The following is an 18,580-nucleotide window of genomic DNA, read 5'->3' as shown; positions in this document are numbered from 1 at the left end:
CTCACGATGCTTTCGTCGAGAAACGGTAGCCTGTGCCGCGCACCGTCTGAATCAGATGCTCGTGAGTGGTACCCAGCGCTTTTCGCAGACGGCGTATATGGACGTCAACTGTACGTTCTTCGACATACACGTTGCCTCCCCATACCTGGTCCAGCAGCTGCGAGCGTGAGTACGCCCGCTCCTGGTGGGTCATGAAGAACTGCAGCAGGCGATATTCAGTCGGGCCGACATCAATCGGGCTGTCGTGTGACATCACTCGGTGGCAGATGGGGTCGAGAATCAACCCGTTAACTTCGATCGCTTCTTCGACACCGGGTGGTGTTGCGCGCCGGAGGACGGCCTTCAGGCGTGCGACCAGCTCGCGGGGAGAAAATGGCTTAGTGATGTAATCGTCGGCACCACTTTCGAGGCCCTGCACTTTGTTCTCTTCCTCACCTTTCGCAGTGAGCATGATGATCGGCAGTTCGGCGGTGGTTTCTTCACGCTTAAGACGTCGGGCGAACTCTACGCCACTGACGCCGGGCAGCATCCAGTCGAGCAGAATCATATCCGGGCGCTGATCCACAACGATCGAGTGCGCTTCCTGTACGTTTGCAGCTTCCATGCACTGGTAGCCAGCCATTTCCAGAGCAACGGCGATCATTTCACGGATCGGTGCTTCGTCGTCGACGATCAGCACTTTTTTACCAGCTGTTGTCATAGTCCTGTCACGGTCTGATTAGTTATTACAGACCTATTACACAGAATCAATGTTACAGGGATGTGACAGTATCAGAGGAATGACAGCACAATTCCGGCCCAGACGATGACGCCGAACCAGTGGCTCTGACGGAATACCCGGAAACAGGATTCCCGATCCCGGTCACGCGCCTGCCAGAGCTGCCAGGCCAGGAACAATGCACCGGCGAGCAGGCTCAGATAGTACACGCCGCCCAACTCAAAGCGGGCACCGGCGAGAGCGAGGCAGGCCAGCGCCATGACCTGCAGCAGGCCGATCATATGAAGGTCGAGATCGCCGAACAGGATGGCGGTGGATTTCACGCCTATTTTCAGATCGTCGTCACGGTCGACCATGGCATAGTAAGTGTCGTACGCGATGGTCCAGCACAGGTTGGCGGCGTACAGTAGCCAGAGTGCTGCAGGCAATCCGGAGCTTTCAGCAGCGAACGCCATAGGGATTGCCCACGAAAAGGCAGCGCCGAGAAACAGTTGTGGCAGGTGGGTGTGGCGTTTCATAAAGGGGTAGATGAACGCCAGAGCGACCCCACCGAATGACAGCAGAATGGTCATTCTGTTGGTGAGCAGGACCAGCAGGAAGGCCACCAGACACAGCAGGGCAAACCCGGTCAGCGCCGCGCGGGAACTCAGGGCGCCGGTTGCCAGAGGGCGGTCACTGGTCCGCTTTACGTGGCCGTCCACCTTACGGTCAGCGAAGTCGTTGATCACACAGCCCGCCGAGCGCATCAGAAAGACACCCAGAGTAAAGATGATCAGGTTCGCCAGAGAGGGCGTACCTGCGGCTGCAATCCATAGGGCCCAGAACGTTGGCCAGAGCAGCAGATAGGAGCCGACGGGCTTATCCAGACGGGTGATCTGTATCCAGGGACGCCATTGCGGCCACAGGTTATCCAGGCGGGTTGTCAGTGTTTTCATACGGCTCAGATAAAGTCTTTCAGGTCCGGACTGAACGCTTCAGTCACCATTAACGGCTGCTGGTGTATGTAGAAAACCGAGCGCCGGCACCATGTTAACCCGTCAGCCTCCGGACTGCAGCGGGAGGCTTTCAGTGGTGTGCGTCTGAGACTGGGCTGACTGAAGAGAAAGCCGCCCAGGGAGCGGTTGCCCAGGTGTTGCAGGCGCTTCACCGGGCCACGCAGGGATCGCAATGGCACGGCAGTACGGGCATGAACCAGTTCATGCTCGCCCAGCATCAGCACGACTTCACGATACCAGACGCGGTCGCTGCCAGTGAGTGACAGCTCTGCCTGCTCGAGTGCGGTCGGGAATCCATAGCCTTCACGTTGACAGCGGACACGGAACTGTCCCGGCCGCAATGCGCTGAGTCGCGCAGTCAGAGAGCCCGGGTCAAACAGCCAGCTGCGCCAGAATGTCGGGATCAGCGCAGGTATCAGGCGTGCCCGGCACGACCATTTCGGGCTGAGCGGATGCAGAACAGGAGAGACAGAGGGCGCGTGCTTCATGGCGCGGAGCATGCGCTAATTCTGCCTGTCAGGCAAGCCAGACGGGAAAACTGCCCGGAATTGACCGTTGATTTTACAGGGCTGCATGAGTAGTTTTAGCGCCTCATAAAAAAGTTAACGTTTATAGGTTACTGGTATGAAGAAGTGGCAATGCGTGGTTTGCGGCTGGATTTATGATGAGGCTGCTGGCGCTCCTGAAGAAGGCATCGCGCCGGGCACACGTTGGGAAGATGTGCCTGATGATTTTATCTGCCCTGACTGTGGTGTAGGTAAAGAAGATTTCGAGATGGTTGAAATCTGATGTCTCCGGCCACCGCGCCCGGTGGCCGTACTTCCCTGCTTAATTCTCCCCCTCTCTCCTGATCATCGCGGATACAAATATGACGAATTCTACAGCCCCTGTGGTAGTGATCGGCTCCGGACTGGCCGGATATAACCTTGTAAAAGAATTGCGTAAGCTGGCACCAGAGCAGGACATCCTGGTCATTACGGCAGACGATGGCCGTAACTACTCCAAGCCAATGCTGTCGACTGGCTATGGCAAGAACAAAAGTGCCGATGAGCTGGCTATGTCCAGCGCAGCCGACATGGCTGCTCAGTTTAATATCACTGTCCGCAACAACACCCGCGTGACTCATATTGATACCGATGCGCATCGCGTTTTTCTCGGTGAAGAGCCGGTTGAATACAGCAAGCTGGTTCTGGCCTGGGGTGCTGAAGCGGTATCTCCCCGTATTGAGGGTGATGCTGAAGACCGTATTTTCTCCATCAACGATCTGGAAGACTATGCGGCATTCCGCGCGGCAGCAGATGGTAAGAAGCGCGTGCTCATCATGGGTGCTGGTCTGATTGGTTGTGAATTCGCGAACGATATGACCGTCGGCGGTTTTGAGTGCGAAGTCGTGGCTCCATGTGATCATGTGTTCCCGACTCTGCTGCCTCAGGATGCAGCCAACGCGGTTCAGCGTGGGCTGGAAGGCATCGGTGTTAAATTCCACCTTGGTCCACTGGTTACGCGCGTCAGCCGTGATGGTGACGGCGTATCTGCTGCCCTCAGCAATGGTGTTGAAGTAAAAGCTGATGTGGTCGTGTCTGCAATTGGCCTGCGTCCACGTCTCGACCTGGCCGTAAAAGCAGGTATTCAGGTGAATCAGGGAATCGTCGCTGACCGTCTGTTGCAGACCAGCGCTAAGGATGTATACACCCTGGGCGATTGTGCGGAAGTGGAAGGGCGTGTCCTCCTGTACGTTCTGCCTCTGATGTCTGCGGCGCGTGCGCTGGCCAAGACTCTGGCAGGCACTCCGACCGAGGTCAGCTACGGCGTGATGCCGGTGACGGTGAAGACGCCTGCCTGCCCGGTGGTCGTGAATCCACCTGCTGCTGACGCTGCCGGTCGCTGGATTGTTGAGCAGGAAGGCAACGATGTTCAGGCCGAATATCGCAATGAAGCCGGTGATCTGCTGGGTTACGCTTTGACCGGAGCCAAAGTAGCTAATAAAGTAGCGCTTAACAAAGAATTGCCGGCTATCATGCCCTGATTCTCTGTCACCCTGTTCACACGAACAGATTGTTAACCGGAAAAAAGGATCAACTCATGCGTAAACCAGAACTGGCCGCAGCTATCGCCGAACAGGCAGACCTGAGCAAAGAAAAAGCAGCGGAAGTGATTACCGCTTTCACTGACCAGGTTGCCAAGGCGCTGAGCGCAGGTGACTCTGTGACTCTGATCGGCTTCGGTACCTTTGAAGTACGCAACCGTGCAGAGCGTCAGGGCAAAAACCCACAGACCGGCGCGCCAATCACCATCGCTGCGGCGAAGGTTCCTGCATTCAAGCCAGGTAAGGCTCTGAAGGAGTCCGTGCAATAAGTTCGTGCACAGACAAACGCAGGGCGGAAGACCTCACTGTTGAGTGGGTCCGACGCCTTGTGATCGGCGAGGGGCTTTGCCCCTTTGCCAGTCCTGTGTTCAGCAGGATGCATACCGAGGTTTACTCAGGCAACGACGCCAACGAGGCAACCTCAGCCTTCATGGACCTTCTGCAGAAGGTCGCGGAGGCCGATCCGGACGAGCTTCCTACAGCTCTGTTTGTCACTCCCCGCCTGTTCAGCGATTTCGATGCCTACTGGAACTGGTTTCTGGTGTGCGACAATCTGCTCGTCCAGCTGGGTTATGAAGGCAGGCTGCAACTGGCGACTTTCCATCCTCACTATGTATTTGAGGGTGAGGAAGAGGATGACCTCAGTCATTACACCAACCGCTCACCGTACCCTATGCTGCATATCATCAGAGAAGACGATATCGAAGAAGCACTGGCGTCTGTCCGTTATCCTGAACGGATTCCGGAGCGCAACCGTCAGCATATGCGTCGCCTGGGCCGGGCAGGGCTACTGGCTAAAATGCCGGAACTCGCGGATACTCCCGTTTTTGAATCAGAGGAACCAGAGAAGTGATCAAATTCCGTCTGTTACTGTGGCTGATGGCCCGGATGATGAAAAAAGCTGCAAAAACCAACGCCGAATTCCGTGCGCAGCTGGAAGGCCAGGATTTTGTTTTCCAGATCCAGACCGAAGACAAGCAGACCGTTCGGCACTTTGTGGTGAAGGATGGTAAGGTAAAGAGCAAAGGGAAGGCGCACGCCGATCCGGCGTTTACGATCAGTTTTGTGAGCGCCCACAAAGGCCTGAAAATCATGACCGCGAAGGATCGTAATGCCTTTATGCGTGGGATTCAGGAAAAAGACATACTGCTCAGCGGTGATCTGACCAAGCTGATGTGGTTCCAGGGTATTTCTAAGTATCTGAAACCCTGAATGACCTGAAGGAGGAACACCCCGTGAGTCTGACCGCGCGTATTCTGTTGTCCATGGTGGCAGCGGTAGTACTGGGAAAAATAACCCACGAGGTGCTTGCCCTTCCTGATCTGAACGAGACCATCCGGTTTATTCTGGATGATGTTCTCAGTGCTGGTCTGTTCACGCTGATCGGCAAAATCTTTATCGCCAGCCTGAAAGTGCTGGTCGTCCCTCTGGTGTTTGTGTCGCTGGTCTGTGGTGTCTGTCATCTGAGCGATCAGAGCAGCCTGGGCTGGATGAGCCTGCGAACCATCGGGCTCTATCTGGTGACGACCAGTATTGCGATTTCACTCGCGCTGGCAGCAGCGACCCTGGTCGGCCCGGGCGTCGGTGCGAATATGGAGTCGGAGGCTGTGTATTCCGCGCCTGAAGCGGTTCCGTTTCTTGATGTTCTTGCCAATATTTTCCCCAGTAATCCTTTCCAGGCCATGGTTGAAGGCAACATGCTGCAGGTGATTGTGTTTGCCATGCTGGTGGGCCTGGCGATCGGTCGTGCAGGCGTTGAAGGTGAAAGGGTGGGTAAGCATTTTTCAGACTGGAATGAAGTCATCATGAAAATGGTGGGGATGCTGATGCAACTCGCACCGTACGGCGTCTTCAGCCTTCTGTTTACCCTGCTGGCTTCTAAAGGTCTGGGGCCAGTCGAAGAGCTGATCGCCTACATGCTCACCCTGATTGGTGTATTGCTGGTGCACGGCCTGGTCGTGTATCCGCTGATTCTGAAACTTCTTACCCGTCTGCCGGTAAAGATCTTCTTCCGCAAAATGTGGTCCGTACAGCTGTTTGCTTTCAGTACAGCGTCCAGCAGCGCGACTCTGCCAGTCACGATTCATAACGCCGAAGAGCGCCTTGGCGTCGGCACTAAGGTGGCCTCCTTTGCTCTGCCTCTGGGAGCAACGATTAACATGGACGGTACCGCCATCATGCAAGGGGTGGCAACGGCGTTTATCGCACAGGCGTTCGGTATTGATCTGACCCTGGGAGACTATCTGTTGGTGATTGCGACAGCGACGATTGCATCCATCGGGACTGCCGGGGTGCCAGGCGTCGGACTTATTACACTGGCGATGGTGCTGCAGCAGGTTGGGCTTCCGGTCGAGGGTATCGCGTTAATCATCGGTGTGGACCGTCTGCTCGATATGATCCGTACGGCGGTGAACGTGACCGGGGATGCCATGGTGTCGGTGGTGGTGGCTGACGCTGAAGGCGCGCTCGACCGGAACCGGTATCTGAGTGACAAGGTGCAGGAGAAGCACGGCTGAACATTGTACGTACACTGCTTCTGAGCCTAGCTCTGCTGGCCCTGCCGGTTTCGGCTGATACTGCGGATGAGATTATCCGGCTGAGCGGAGTCAGCGGGGTGTCGCAACAGGTACATCAGCAGATTCAGCAGCTGCCGCAGGAAGCTGCGCGCGAGCGCGCGATGATTGCGCTCTCTGCCTGGGCTCCCAGGGTACTGGAGTATCGTTTCCGCACTATTCTGGAGTCTTACTCCGGAAGCTCCGCAGAAGAACTTCGCGCTCTGTTGGTTTCAGAGGAAATGGTGGCCGCCCGACAGGCGGAGGCCGTTGCGTTAAAAGCACAGGAATCTGCAACGTATCAGGCATACCAGCAGCGGCTGCAGACGTCCCCGCCCGTGGCCTCCCGGGTGACTGCGATTGAAGAGTTGGACCGCGCGATGCAGTTCAGTCGCTGGCTGGTTCTGGCTGATGCCGCTGTCAGTCATGTGACGGGCAGGGCGCCCGATCCTGCACACACAAAAAAGGAAGCGCTGGGCTTCCTTATGTATGCGTATCGTTTTATCAGTCCTGCTCAACTGACACAGCTTACCGCTCAATGGCAGGCGCCGGCTCTGCAGCAATGGCTGGCCGAAGCCAGCGCCGCTTTACCTGTTATCCGTTCTGATTCAGCAGAGCAACAAGATCCCCAAGGTCGTCCAGCCGCTCCAGTAGCGCCTGAGTAACTTCTTCGGCGTCTTCTTTTTTCAGTCCGAGCCCCTCAAACATAGTGTCTGGGATTGCTTCAAACGGCCCGTCACCAAAGCCGTGCTGGCGCAGCAGGCGTGAGGCAATAAACAGCAGGTTGGCGTAGACCGCATGCTCATCATTGCAGGCGGGGTTGTGTTGGTGACGTACTGCGCTGACAAGCTCAGCGGGCATCTGCCACTGAAACATCAGGCTGGCGGCACACTGCTCACGGGTCATCCCCAACAGGTAGTGCTCGATGTACAGGCGGTTAATGTGTGGGTTCGCCTCAATATGCCGGTTTACCAGTGAAAACTGCGGCGGAAATATCTGCCCGAGAATCAGAAAACCGAAGTTGTGCAGCAGTCCACAGAGGTAGGATAAGCCCTGACTTGGGCGCATATCGAATGGGATTTTACGCACCAGCTCGGCACAGAGTGTCGCGGTAACCACGGCCTGCTGCCAGAACGGAGCGTAACCGTGCGGACCTTCTTTGGGCACTGACAGGGTGCGACCCAGTGCCAGCCCCAGCGCCAGATTGATCACCAGATCAAATCCGAGTACGCGGATCACCGCCTCTTCAACGGTTTTTACCTCACCTCGGGTGCCGTAGTAGGGCGAGCGGGCCCAGCTGAGTACCTGTGCGGACATGCCGGGATCGAGCTCGACGGTATTCGCCAGTGCTTTGGTATCGGCGTTCGGATCGACGCGCAGTTCAATAATCTTGCGGGCAGTTTCCGGCAGCGGTGGCAGATCAAGCGTCTCTTCCAGGCGCTGGCGTATCCGCAGGGGAGTAAACTGGCGAATGGCCGAGTGCACATCTTCCAGGTCGAGATCGGCCCCCTGTTGCGGAGAATCAGGACGAAGCGGTGCGGTATAGTTGCCAATGTGAGAACTGGTGGTAAGGGTTCTGAACTGTTCCATCGGAATGCGGAGCCACTCGTGTCCGGCACCCGATACTATGTAGAGTTCAGTCTCTTCCAGCAGAGCAGCATCGACCATGCTCTCCATGCCGGTAATCTGTGGCAGAGCGGGAAATTCGCTCAGCTGATAACGGGTTTTCAGAGCACTGAGTTCTTCTTCCGCAAGCGCGGTGAACTGGCGCCCGAACGAGTGCGACAGGCGTGTGAGGTCGAGCATGCGGTTGCCGGGAATAACAACCTGAATCTGCCCCATGTCGTCCTTAAGAAAAACGACGTTTGCTACTTTGGCTGAATAAGACGCCGGGGTATTGCTCTGCATAATCTCAAACAGCTCCTGATCATCGGCGGCTGTGTATGGGATACGCCAGTCGTCGAGGATTTTCATTACTACTGCAGGGATGGCGGACATGTGCCAGTCCTCGTTTATCAATCGTATCCATCCAATATAGTCGACAATTCAGGAGTTGCTGGCTGCTCAGGCCAGTATTTCGATGTCCGCGAACAATGTGGCCGATATCAATTCAGACGTTGGCAAAACGGCCGGCATTGCCCAGCCAGCGCTGTACCAGAGGGCCGACGGTTGCAGGGTGCTTCAGCCAGAGGTCCTGAGCCATGGCCTGTACCTGTGGGAGCATATCCGCATCACGCTGAAGGTCTGCGACACGCAGCATCTGCAGCCCTGTCTGGCGGGTACCCAGGAGTTCACCCGGGCCGCGTATCTGCAGATCCTGTTCGGCAATGTAAAAGCCGTCCTGGCTGTCGCGCATGACCTGCAGTCGCTGTTTGCTGGTGAGAGAAAGTGGCGCCTTATAAAGAAGCACGCAATGACTCTTTGCGCTTCCCCGGCCAACCCTGCCGCGTAACTGGTGCAGCTGCGCAAGCCCGAGGCGCTCCGGGTTTTCGATAATCATCAGGCTGGCATTGGGGACATCCACTCCGACTTCAATAACGGTAGTGGCCACCAGGAGGTCGAGTTCGTGGGCTTTGAATGCGTCCATGATGGCGGCTTTTTCTGCGGCCTTCATTCGTCCATGGACGAGGCCGATGCGCAGCTGAGGGAGCGCCGCGCGCAATTCTTCGGCGGTGTTTTCTGCCGCCTGACACTGCAGGGTTTCGCTTTCTTCAATCAGGGTACAGACCCAGTAAGCCTGTGCTCCTTCGCTGCAGGCTTCCTGTACGCGTTGAATAATCTCAGGTCGCCGCTGTTCGCTGATGGCGACTGTTGTAATCGGGCTGCGACCGGGGGGAAGTTCATCAATGACGGAGGTATCCAGGTCGGCATAGGCGCTCATCGCCAGTGTGCGAGGAATCGGTGTTGCGGTCATCACCAGCTGGTGCGGGGCCATGCCCGAGTGTTCGCCCTTCTCTTTCAGAGACAGTCGCTGGTGCACACCGAACCTGTGTTGCTCATCAATGATCACCAGCCCTAAGCGGGCAAAATGCACATCGTCCTGAAACAGCGCATGAGTACCGATCACCAGCTGAGCATGGCCGCTGGCAATTTCCTCCAACGCTTTTTCCCGGGCTTTGCCTTTCACTTTGCCCGCCAGCCAACCGGTGCGGATCCCGAGAGGGGCAAACCAGCCGTCGAGGTTTTTCAGGTGTTGCTCTGCCAGAATTTCTGTCGGTGCCATCAGGGCGACCTGATAGCCAGCCTGCAGCAGATCACAGGCCGCGAGTGCGGCGACCAGCGTTTTCCCCGACCCCACATCGCCCTGCACCAGCCTCAGCATCGGGTAGGGCTGTTGCAGGTCGGCGGTGATTTCGTCAGTGACCCGCTGTTGAGCGCCCGTGGGGGAAAACGGCAGTTGTGCGAGCAGTGATTTCCTGAGGGCATGGTCACCGAGAATGGCGGGTGCGGAATCGCGCTGCACCTGCGCACGAAGCTGCAGGAGAGACAGTTGGTGTGCGAGCAATTCTTCCAGAATCAGGCGTTTCTGTGCCGGGTGTTGTCCGCTCTCCAGCTCGGCGAGATTGACGTGCGTTGGTGGCTGGTGCAGAAACAGCAGGGCCTCACTCAGCCCGGGCAAACGCCACTGCTCCCGCCATTGCTCAGGCAGCAGGTCGGGCAGCAGGTCGGGCAGCAGGTCGGGCAGGTCTACGGCGTGGTTGCGCAGCAGCTCCTGGGTCTGTTCGTGCAGCAGGCGCAGGCGTTGTTGCGTGATGCCTTCAGTGGCCGGATAGACCGGGGTCAGGCGCGGCTCTGATTCATCATCGAGGCCGTCTTCCATCACGCGGTACTCCGGGTGGTACATTTCCAGACCGCTGGCTCCGCGGCGTGGCTCCCCGTAGCAACGCAGCTGGGTACCGACCGACATCTGGTTTTTCTGTGCCGCGTTGAAGTGATAGAAACGAAGGTTGATCAGGCCCGAGTGATCCTGCAGCTTGACCAGCAGACTACGACGCTTACCGAAAACGACGCTGGCACCCCGTACTTCCCCCTGAATGACCGCGGGTCGCATCGGGTGTAGTCCACCGATGGGGATGACCCGACTACGGTCTTCATAGCGGAAGGGCAGATGGAAGCACAGGTCGGTGAGGGAGAAGATATTCAGCTTCTCCAGCTGCTGCGCCAGCTTTGGGCCGACGCCTTTGAGATCGGTGAGCTTCTGCAGGTGAGCCATGGGCGTCAGCCGTGCAATTTACACTGACGGGCGTTAGATAGAAGCAGATCAATCGCCTGCCCGCGTGGGAAACTGGCGCGCCACGCCATGGCTACTGTGCGGTAAGGCGCGGGCTCTTTGAACGGGCGGATGCAGAGCAGGCTCTCATCCATGTTGCCAATCGCAGATTCGGGAAGGACGGTAATTCCCAGACCGGTGGCGACCATGTGCTTAAGGGTTTCCAGTGAGCTGCCTTCGAGCACGCTGCCCAGGCGGCTATGATGTTTACGGTGCAGTGCAGGACAATGTTCGAAGACCTGATCGCGGAAGCAATGACCTTCGCCAAGCATCAGCAGGTCTTCATCGACCAGTTGCTCCGCCGCCACAGACTCCTGTTTGCTCCACTTGTGATCGCGCGGCAGGACGACGACAAAATTCTCTTCGTACAGCGGGTGAGTGACAACGTCCGGCTCTGTAAATGGCAGGGCAACGATGATGGCGTCCAGCTCGCCATCGCGCAGTTGTTTGCGCAGAACGCCGGTGTAGTTTTCTTCCAGATACAGCGGCATTGTCGGTGCCTGCTTGTGCAGTAACGGCACAAGGTGTGGAAAGAGATACGGCCCGATAGTGAAAATCGCCCCCAGCTTGAGGGGAGACGATAACTGATCCTGCCCTGCGGTAGCGATGTCACGGATGGTGCGGGATTCTTCCAGAACGCGCTGAGCCTGGGTAACGATTTTTTCGCCCAGTGGCGTTACCGTCACAGAGCTTTTGCTGCGTTCAAAAATTGCCACGCCCAGCTCGCTTTCCAGCTTTTTTATCGCTACGCTGAGCGTCGGTTGACTGACAAAGCATTTTTCAGCGGCCCGGCCGAAGTGGCGCTCCTGCGCGACAGTGACGATGTATTTGAGTTCTGTCAGCGTCATAATTGCTACCTTGAATGAGAGTGGCAGATTTGATTTATTTTACCTATAAATGGGCGAAGCGGAAGGCCGTACTACAATAAAAGAAACGGTGTTGTGAGAAGCAGCACTTTAATGCCTGAAATGTGGAGGTAAGGCATGGCTCGAATCCTGGTTGTGGGAACCGGAGACATTGGTGGACACCTGGCGGGGCAAATGGCTGCAGAAGGGCACGAGGTATTCGGTGTTCGTCGTTCTGATAAGCCGGTTGCCGAAGGAGTAACAGTGATATCTGCGGACGTCGCAGACCCCGAGACTCTGACAGGGCTGCCCGATAATGTAGACATTCTGGTGTACAGCGTGGCAGCACCTGTATTCTCGAAAGAGGGCTATCACAACTATTACGTAAAAGGGCTGAAGAACGTTCTTAAGTCGTTAAAAGGCCAGAACGTAAAGCATGCATTTTTTGTCTCCAGCTCCTCGGTGTATCACCAGATGGACGCGGAGTGGGTCGACGAAACGTCTGAAACCCAGCCTTCCAGCTTTGCTGGTAAAGAAATGCTGGCTGCTGAAGACGCTCTGCTGAAGTCTGATATTGCCGGTACCGTGGTTCGTTTCACCGGCATTTATGGGCCGGGTCGTACGCGCATGATCGAGCAGGCGCGTCATGGCGGCTACTGTGATCCTGAGCCTGCGGTCTGGACCAATCGTATTCATCGGGACGATTGCGTCGGTGTGCTGCATTTCCTCATTACTAAGGCGTTGTCTGGCGATAAGTTGGATAACATCTATCTGGCCACCGATGACGAGCCTGCGACACTGTTCGACGTTCTCGAGTGGATGAAAGACCGCATCGGTGATGTCGATCCCGATAAAGACGTCGGCGAAGTATCCCGTCGTGCTAACCGCCGCTGTTCGAATAAGCGCCTGCGCGCACTGGGTTACGATTTCCGTTACACCAACTATCGTGATGGTTATGACGTGATGCTGACTGAGATGGGACTGATCTGAGCGGCACCTCCTGTTCGCGGCAGAGTCTTCTGCCGCGTATCACTACCTGATTTCTTCTGTCCTTTTGCCTTTGGGGCCACCGCCAGCTATACCTTTATAACTGGTATGCAATCTGTTGCTTCCGGTCTGAACGAAGGAGCACGGCATGGCGGGCAGCACCCAGGAAAAAATGATACTGATGGCGCAGATGGCGTCAGAAGGCGACACGCCCGGTAAACTGCTTTTCATTCAGAAATATTTCCCGTTAGCGTTCTTCTTTCTCACGGCCAGTGTTATTTCGTGGCTGACGGTCGTGTATACGCAGGAGTGGGAAGCTCAGCTCGAAGAAGAAGTTGCGGTGAGCCTTTCCAGCGCCTACAGCGCCGATCTTAAGGCATCATTTGATCAGCTTATTCACGATGCTCAGATTGTGAAGGGACTGGTCGATGCATCAGAGTTTGTCAGTGACGAAGAGTTTGATGTCTTCACACAGGCACTGTTAAGCGACAACGTCGCTACAGAAGTCAGCGCCATGCTGAATTACCGGGGGCTGAACTACATCACCAGCCTGGGGCGTGCAGACAGTACTGCCCTACTGTCTTTGCTCAGAGTGCCAGAAAACGGTCAACAGGTGACTCAGATCGTCCGTCGCCAGGCCGGACTGCTGGATGACTATGTTATTCGTTATTTTCCTCTGAATGACGCTCAGAGTTATGTCGCCACAGCAGTCTCTGCGAGTCGCCTCGAACAACTCTTCGACAGCAGCCGTGCTGACGCTGTGATCTTTATGACATCGTCGGAAGGTCATCAGGGTTTTACACTCGGAAATCAACATCTGATTCCGGATCACTTCTTTATGGTTGACGATTTCGAAGTCGGGCTTGGCGTCAAACAGAAAGTCATCGAACGGAACTGGTTTCAGAATTTCCGCTGGTTCGTCGTCCTGGCCAGTATCGGTGTCTCTATTATATTTCTGGTGCAGTTTATTCAGGCACGAATTTCGGTACGCCGGTTTATTGATCTGACGATGCAGCGTACCCAGGAACTTACCTCGATTAACGGCGACCTCGTTGACGAGATTATGCAACGGGCTAAGCTGCAGGGAGAGCTGTTGAGTAAAAACAGCGAACTTTCTTCGATGAACAGCGAGCTGGAGAAAGCCAGAGACCAGTTACTTCAGAAAGAAAAGCTGGCGTCCCTCGGGCAGATGTCCGCAGGTATTGCGCATGAAATTAATAATCCGGTCGGTTTTATTAAATCCAACCTGAATATGCTTGGAAAATACTGTGATCGTGCACTTTCACTGGCAGATGAACTGGACAGGGTAAAGTCCGGCGTGCCTGAAGGTGAGATGGTTGAACATATCAATCAACTTCAGAAAACCTGTAAATATACGAACCTGAGAAAAAATGTCGATGACGTTATTTCGGAATCTATGGATGGTATTGAACGCGTACAACGGATCGTAAGTGATCTGAAAATGTTTTCCCGACCGCAGGAGGACAGATTTCAGGTGGCTGATATCAATCGTTGTATTCTGAGTTCGGTCAATATTGCCAAGTCTCAGATACCCGAGGGTGTTCAGGTTCATTATGAGCTGGGAGAGTTGCCAGAGCTGGAAATGGTCGAGAGCCAGATCAGTCAGGTTATCGTCAATCTGGTAGTGAATTCCGCACAGGCAATCTCATCCGATGGAAATATTTATCTTCGCTCTTTTATCGACCGTAATGACATTATTATCGAGGTAGAAGACGATGGCTGCGGTATCGAGGACGCAGTTAAAGAGAGAATCTTTGATCCCTTTTTTACGACCAAAGATGTTGGAGAAGGAACCGGACTTGGTCTGTCTCTTTCTTATGGGATCATCGAACAGCATCAGGGACGAATCCGGGTGGATTCCGAAGTAGGTAAAGGTACCTGCTTCCGGATTGCTTTGCCTTTCAAAGACTCTGAACAGGATAAAGACGATGACTACTCATGCCTGTGAGGTACAGGAAACTGTGGACAATATCCGTTGCCGTATACTGCTGGTGGATGACGAACCTCATATTCTTTCGAGTCTTAAACGTTTGCTGGAAGATGAAGATGGCATTCAGGTGAGCACCGCAGAAAGCGCAGAAGATGGCCTTAAGGTTCTTGAGGCCGGGCCCATCGATCTGGTGATGTCTGATATGCGGATGCCGGGTATGGATGGTGCTGAATTTCTGACTCAGGTAGCGAATCGTTGGTCGCATACGGATCGTATACTGTTGACCGGATACTCAGATGTGACGTCCGCAATGACGGCGATTAATTCGGGGCGTATTTCTCAGTATCTGACCAAGCCCTGGGATGATGAGGACCTGATCCGTCGCATCAACGATATTATTTCTGTGCGCTGTCTTAAAGAGCAGAATCGCCGACTCATACAGATACAGGAAGATCAGAACAGGCAGCTGAGAGAGCTGAGTGAGCAGCAGGAGAAAACGATTCAGCTGCGGACTCAGGAGCTGCAGCAGACAGCGGACCAGCTTGATCTTGCATATCAGGATCTGAAAGAGAGTTACATGCAGTGTGTTCCTCTTTTGTCCGCGCTTGCAGATCTGAACGAGAAAACTAAAAAAGGGCATGCCAAGCGGGTCGCCGCGATTGCCGATCTTATCAGTGCTCAGATGGGACTGCCGGTTACCGAACAACGCCTGATTCATATTTCTGCACTGGTACATGATATCGGTAAAATCGGTATCGATCAGGCGACGTTACGGAAAAGCCCCGGAGAGATGAGCCGTGGTGAGCTGGCCATATATAAGCAGCATTCGATGTTAGGGGAAAGTGCTCTGATGGCGTTTGAGCCCATTCAGGAGGCGGCTTACATCGTTCGTTGTCATCACGAACGTTTTGATGGGGCGGGCTTTCCCGGAAAGCTCGTCGGTGAGGCTATTCCCCTGGGAGCCAGAATCGTGGCCGTCGCTAATGATTACGATAATCTGTTGTTGCCCCATAACTTTATGGGCAAAGCCCTGCAGGACAGGGAAGCGTACAACGTTATTGTTAAAGAAAGTGGCAAGCGTTATGACCCTGAGGTCGTCACTGCATTTGATTATGTCTACGATCAGATTCTGGAAATACACGCGAAAAATATGCAGGTCACCCTGCCTGTCTCGAAACTGAAACCAGGGATGGTGCTGAGCAATGATCTTGTCAATCATCACGGTATTGTGATGCTGGTGACCGGCAGAAAACTGACTGAAGGGCTCATCGAAAAATTAGCGCAGTTTGAAGAGGCGTTCGCTACCAAGCTGCAGGTGCCTGTGCGGCATCACGATAAGGAAGAACAGTAGCGGGTGGACGGCACCCGCTGACGGAGCTGTTAAACCAGCTCCAGAACACCGTCCATCTCAACACCGACACCTTTAGGCAGCTCTTTGACGCCCAGCGCAGCACGTGCAGGGTATGGCTGTTCGAAATACTGAGCCATGATGCTGTTTACGGTGGCAAAGTTGCTCAGGTCTGTCAGGAAAATATTCAGCTTGGCAATCTGTTGCAGTGAGCCACCTGCTGCTTCACAGACGGCAGTCAGGTTTTTAAATACCTGATGAATTTCTGCTTCGATGCCGCCTTCAATCACTTCCATTGTTTCCGGTACCAGAGCAATCTGACCTGACAGGTAAACTGTGTGGCCTATTTTTACAGCCTGGGAATAAGTGCCGATTGCCTGGGGTGCTTTATCGGTAGCGATGATCTCGCGGCTCATGATTTTTCCTTTGGATTTCTGGTTCGTACAATTTTGCTGACTCCGCGGATGGTGCGCAGCCGGCGTATAGTCCGTGCCAGGTGTTTGCGTCCCTGAACACTTAATTTCATATGTGTCACACTGAGGCGGGCATCGCGCTCTTCGACACTGATCTTTTCAATGTTGGCATCTGCCTGGTTAACGGCGGAGGCGACTTCAACAATAATACCGCGGCGGTTTTCCATGTAGACCTTAAGGTCGACAGTAAACTCACTGCTGATGTCTTTGTCCCAACTCAGGTGGACACATTTTTCCGGGTTGTCGCGATACTCTTCGACATTCCGACAGGTCTCTGTGTGAACAACCAGACCACGCCCTGAGCTGACATGCCCGACAATAGGATCACCCGGAATCGGGCTACAACATTTTGCAAAGCTGACCACCAGACCTTCGGTGCCTTTAATCGCCATTGGCGACGCTTCGAAGGCGTGCAGATCGATGTCAGTATCTTTGTTGGCAACCAGTAAACGCCGGGCAATCAGAGGTGCCATCCGGTTGCCGGCACCGATGTCTTCGAGCAGATCTTCAATGGTCACCAGATCGGTTTCTTTCAGTACCAGATCAATGTGCGCCTGATCGATGTCTTCCATCGTTTTGCCGAGGGCGCTCAGTGCTTTATTCAGAAGGCGTTCACCCAGAGACACGGATTCAGAGCGGCGCTGGGTTTTCAGATAGTTGCGGATATTTGAGCGTGCTTTACCGGTCACCACGAAATTAAGCCAGGCTGGATTTGGCTGCGCATTCGGGGCAGTCACAATCTGGATGGTCTGGCCGTTCTGTAAACGCGCGCTCAATGGTGCCAGCTGCTTGTCGATACGGCAGGCGATACAGTGATTACCAACGTCCGTATGTACGGCGTAGGCAAAGTCGACGGCGGTCGAACCGGAAGGCAGCTCCAGAATTTTCCCTTTCGGTGTGAAGACATAAATTTCGTCCGGGAACAGATCGACTTTTACGTGTTCAACGAATTCGATCGGCGAGCCGGCATTTTTCTGGAGTTCGAGTAGGTTCTGAACCCACTGACGCGCGCGCTGTGTGCCGCTGACCTGATCGCTTTCGCTCTTGTACAGCCAGTGTGCGGCAATCCCGTGGTTGGCCATCGCTTCCATATCTTCGGTACGGATCTGGATTTCAATCGGCGTACCACTGAGACCAATCAGCGTGGTGTGCAGCGATTGATAGCCGTTCGTCTTCGGGATGGCGATGTAGTCTTTGAAGCGCCCGGGCACAGGTTTAAACAGACTGTGCATCGCACCTAGAATGCGGTAGCAATCATCGACTGAGTCGGTGACGATACGGAAACCGAAGACATCCATAATATCGCCCAGCGACTTACGCTGGTCGCGCATTTTGCTGTAAATGCTGTAGAGATGTTTCTCACGTCCGAACACCCGCGCAGAGATTGCGTTTTCATTCAGGCGGTTGCGGATGGCAGCGGCGATGCTGTCGACCATTTCGGTTCGGTGGCCACGGGCCGATTTTACGGCCTTGCGGATCATTTCCGAGCGCATCGGATACATAGCTTCGAAGCAGAGGTCTTCCATCTCCATCCGGACACTGTTCAGGCCCAGACGGTTAGCAATCGGCGAGTAGATATCCAGCGTTTCACGTGCGATACGGCGACGCTTTTCGGGCTTCAGTGAACCGAGCGTACGGAGGTTGTGCAGGCGATCGGCCAGCTTTACCAGAATGACGCGGATGTCTTTCGCCATCGCCATCGCCATTTTCTGGAAGTTTTCGGCCTGTTGTTCTTCTTTGCTTTCGAAGTGAATATTCGTCAGCTTGGAGACACCGTCCACCAGATCGGTCACTACGTCGCCAAATTGAGTCGCGAGGGCGGATTTGGGAATTCCGGTGTCTTCAATCACATCATGCAGCATGGCGGCCATCAGACTCTGATGGTCGAGGTGCATTTCAGTGAGAATATTGGCAACCGCCAGCGGATGAACTATGTAAGGTTCACCGCTGCGGCGGCGTTGCCCTTCGTGTGCCTGTTCCGCGTAATAATAGGCGCGACAGACCTGTTTGATCTGGCTGTGGCTCAGATACTGGGTCAGTCGCTCGGATAAGGCATCAATGGTGGGCACTCAGATGAACCCTCAGAGTTCCTGAGGTTCGATGTCCATTTCCATGACAGTCTGGCGGCGGGCCGCTTCTTCCTGAGCTGCCATAGTGGCTGGAGTGACCAGGTCATCTGCAATTTCACGCAGAGCAATAACGGTCGGCTTGTCGTTTTCTTCAGCGACCATAGGTTCTGCACCGTTTACAGCGATCTGACGGGCGCGCTTGGCGGCCAGCATGACCAGCTCAAAGCGGTTATCAACGTGATTCAGGCAGTCTTCAACAGTTACGCGAGCCATGGGTTGTCCTGTA

Annotated in this window: 19 protein-coding genes; 10 read left to right on the top strand and 9 right to left on the bottom strand. The window is 54.8% G+C overall.

Going from position 1 to position 18,580, the window contains the following annotated elements; all coding sequences use genetic code 11:
- Nucleotide 1: 1 nt before the first annotated feature.
- The 3 genes from phoB to Q1L85_RS03730 all read right to left on the bottom strand — a co-directional run bounded on the left by phoB (nt 2) and on the right by Q1L85_RS03730 (nt 2,213).
- Nucleotides 2-700, bottom strand: a complete 699-nt coding sequence (gene phoB / locus Q1L85_RS03740; protein WP_300427676.1) for a phosphate regulon transcriptional regulator PhoB — start codon at nt 698-700, stop codon at nt 2-4.
- A gap of 71 nt (nt 701-771) precedes the next feature.
- On the bottom strand, nt 772-1,653 hold the full coding sequence (ubiA, locus tag Q1L85_RS03735) for a 4-hydroxybenzoate octaprenyltransferase (protein WP_300427674.1): 882 nt from the start codon (nt 1,651-1,653) through the stop codon (nt 772-774).
- Nucleotides 1,654-1,658: 5 nt separating this feature from the next.
- Nucleotides 1,659-2,213, bottom strand: a complete 555-nt coding sequence (locus Q1L85_RS03730; protein ID WP_300427672.1) for a chorismate lyase — start codon at nt 2,211-2,213, stop codon at nt 1,659-1,661.
- A gap of 124 nt (nt 2,214-2,337) precedes the next feature.
- Between Q1L85_RS03730 and Q1L85_RS03725 the strand changes: the two genes are divergently transcribed.
- The 7 genes from Q1L85_RS03725 to Q1L85_RS03695 all read left to right on the top strand — a co-directional run bounded on the left by Q1L85_RS03725 (nt 2,338) and on the right by Q1L85_RS03695 (nt 7,016).
- Entirely contained in the window at nt 2,338-2,502 is a 165-nt protein-coding gene (locus tag Q1L85_RS03725; protein ID WP_300432303.1) for a rubredoxin, read from the top strand.
- Nucleotides 2,503-2,581: 79 nt separating this feature from the next.
- Nucleotides 2,582-3,739 carry an FAD-dependent oxidoreductase gene (locus Q1L85_RS03720; protein WP_300428530.1) on the top strand — a complete coding sequence of 386 codons (1,158 nt, stop codon included), beginning with the start codon at nt 2,582-2,584 and terminating at the stop codon, nt 3,737-3,739.
- A 56-nt stretch (nt 3,740-3,795) separates the two neighbouring features.
- A complete protein-coding gene (locus Q1L85_RS03715; RefSeq protein WP_300428527.1) occupies nt 3,796-4,068 on the top strand; it encodes an HU family DNA-binding protein in 273 nt (90 codons plus the stop codon).
- Nucleotides 4,065-4,652 (top strand): DUF1415 domain-containing protein, encoded by a 588-nt coding sequence (locus tag Q1L85_RS03710; protein ID WP_300428528.1) that lies wholly within the window; start codon nt 4,065-4,067, stop codon nt 4,650-4,652. Before Q1L85_RS03715 ends, Q1L85_RS03710 begins: the two co-directional genes overlap by 4 nt.
- Complete coding sequence (locus tag Q1L85_RS03705; protein WP_300428525.1) at nt 4,649-5,011, top strand: helicase; 363 nt, start codon at nt 4,649-4,651, stop codon at nt 5,009-5,011. Before Q1L85_RS03710 ends, Q1L85_RS03705 begins: the two co-directional genes overlap by 4 nt.
- A 23-nt stretch (nt 5,012-5,034) precedes the next feature.
- Nucleotides 5,035-6,315, top strand: coding sequence for a dicarboxylate/amino acid:cation symporter (locus Q1L85_RS03700; RefSeq protein WP_300428523.1), 1,281 nt, complete (start codon nt 5,035-5,037; stop codon nt 6,313-6,315).
- A 98-nt stretch (nt 6,316-6,413) separates the two neighbouring features.
- Nucleotides 6,414-7,016 carry a hypothetical protein gene (locus tag Q1L85_RS03695; protein WP_300428521.1) on the top strand — a complete coding sequence of 201 codons (603 nt, stop codon included), beginning with the start codon at nt 6,414-6,416 and terminating at the stop codon, nt 7,014-7,016.
- Here the strand turns inward: Q1L85_RS03695 and Q1L85_RS03690 are convergent.
- The 3 genes from Q1L85_RS03690 to Q1L85_RS03680 form a co-directional block, all read right to left on the bottom strand.
- Nucleotides 6,946-8,349 carry an HDOD domain-containing protein gene (locus Q1L85_RS03690; protein WP_300432300.1) on the bottom strand — a complete coding sequence of 468 codons (1,404 nt, stop codon included), beginning with the start codon at nt 8,347-8,349 and terminating at the stop codon, nt 6,946-6,948. The two genes, Q1L85_RS03695 and Q1L85_RS03690, sit on opposite strands and share 71 nt — an antisense overlap.
- A 112-nt stretch (nt 8,350-8,461) precedes the next feature.
- On the bottom strand, nt 8,462-10,564 hold the full coding sequence (gene recG / locus Q1L85_RS03685; protein WP_300426306.1) for an ATP-dependent DNA helicase RecG: 2,103 nt from the start codon (nt 10,562-10,564) through the stop codon (nt 8,462-8,464).
- Nucleotides 10,565-10,569: 5 nt separating this feature from the next.
- Nucleotides 10,570-11,469 (bottom strand): hydrogen peroxide-inducible genes activator, encoded by a 900-nt coding sequence (locus Q1L85_RS03680; protein ID WP_300426307.1) that lies wholly within the window; start codon nt 11,467-11,469, stop codon nt 10,570-10,572.
- Between the two features lie 135 nt (nt 11,470-11,604).
- Between Q1L85_RS03680 and Q1L85_RS03675 the strand changes: the two genes are divergently transcribed.
- The 3 genes from Q1L85_RS03675 (at nt 11,605) to Q1L85_RS03665 (ending at nt 15,755) form a co-directional block, all read left to right on the top strand.
- Nucleotides 11,605-12,456 (top strand): SDR family oxidoreductase, encoded by an 852-nt coding sequence (locus Q1L85_RS03675; RefSeq protein ID WP_300426308.1) that lies wholly within the window; start codon nt 11,605-11,607, stop codon nt 12,454-12,456.
- Between the two features lie 145 nt (nt 12,457-12,601).
- On the top strand, nt 12,602-14,422 hold the full coding sequence (locus Q1L85_RS03670) for a sensor histidine kinase (RefSeq protein ID WP_300426309.1): 1,821 nt from the start codon (nt 12,602-12,604) through the stop codon (nt 14,420-14,422).
- On the top strand, nt 14,403-15,755 hold the full coding sequence (locus Q1L85_RS03665) for an HD domain-containing phosphohydrolase (RefSeq protein ID WP_300426310.1): 1,353 nt from the start codon (nt 14,403-14,405) through the stop codon (nt 15,753-15,755). The genes Q1L85_RS03670 and Q1L85_RS03665 overlap by 20 nt, the downstream gene beginning before the upstream one ends.
- Before the next feature lie 29 nt (nt 15,756-15,784).
- Here the strand turns inward: Q1L85_RS03665 and Q1L85_RS03660 are convergent, their stop codons facing one another.
- The 3 genes from Q1L85_RS03660 to rpoZ are packed head-to-tail and all read right to left on the bottom strand — an operon-like array spanning nt 15,785 to nt 18,567.
- On the bottom strand, nt 15,785-16,168 hold the full coding sequence (locus Q1L85_RS03660; RefSeq protein WP_300426311.1) for a RidA family protein: 384 nt from the start codon (nt 16,166-16,168) through the stop codon (nt 15,785-15,787).
- Nucleotides 16,165-18,294 (bottom strand): bifunctional GTP diphosphokinase/guanosine-3',5'-bis pyrophosphate 3'-pyrophosphohydrolase, encoded by a 2,130-nt coding sequence (gene spoT / locus Q1L85_RS03655; RefSeq protein ID WP_300426312.1) that lies wholly within the window; start codon nt 18,292-18,294, stop codon nt 16,165-16,167. Before spoT ends, Q1L85_RS03660 begins: the two co-directional genes overlap by 4 nt.
- A 12-nt stretch (nt 18,295-18,306) precedes the next feature.
- Nucleotides 18,307-18,567, bottom strand: coding sequence for a DNA-directed RNA polymerase subunit omega (gene rpoZ / locus Q1L85_RS03650; RefSeq protein WP_300426313.1), 261 nt, complete (start codon nt 18,565-18,567; stop codon nt 18,307-18,309).
- Nucleotides 18,568-18,580 lie beyond the last annotated feature (13 nt).

The sequence above is a fragment of the uncultured Thalassolituus sp. genome, from assembly GCF_950066645.1.
Taxonomy (GTDB): Bacteria; Pseudomonadota; Gammaproteobacteria; order Pseudomonadales; family Oceanobacteraceae; genus Thalassolituus.
The sequence above is the reverse complement of the archived record's forward strand: the minus strand, read 5'-3'. Positions and strand labels throughout refer to the sequence as shown.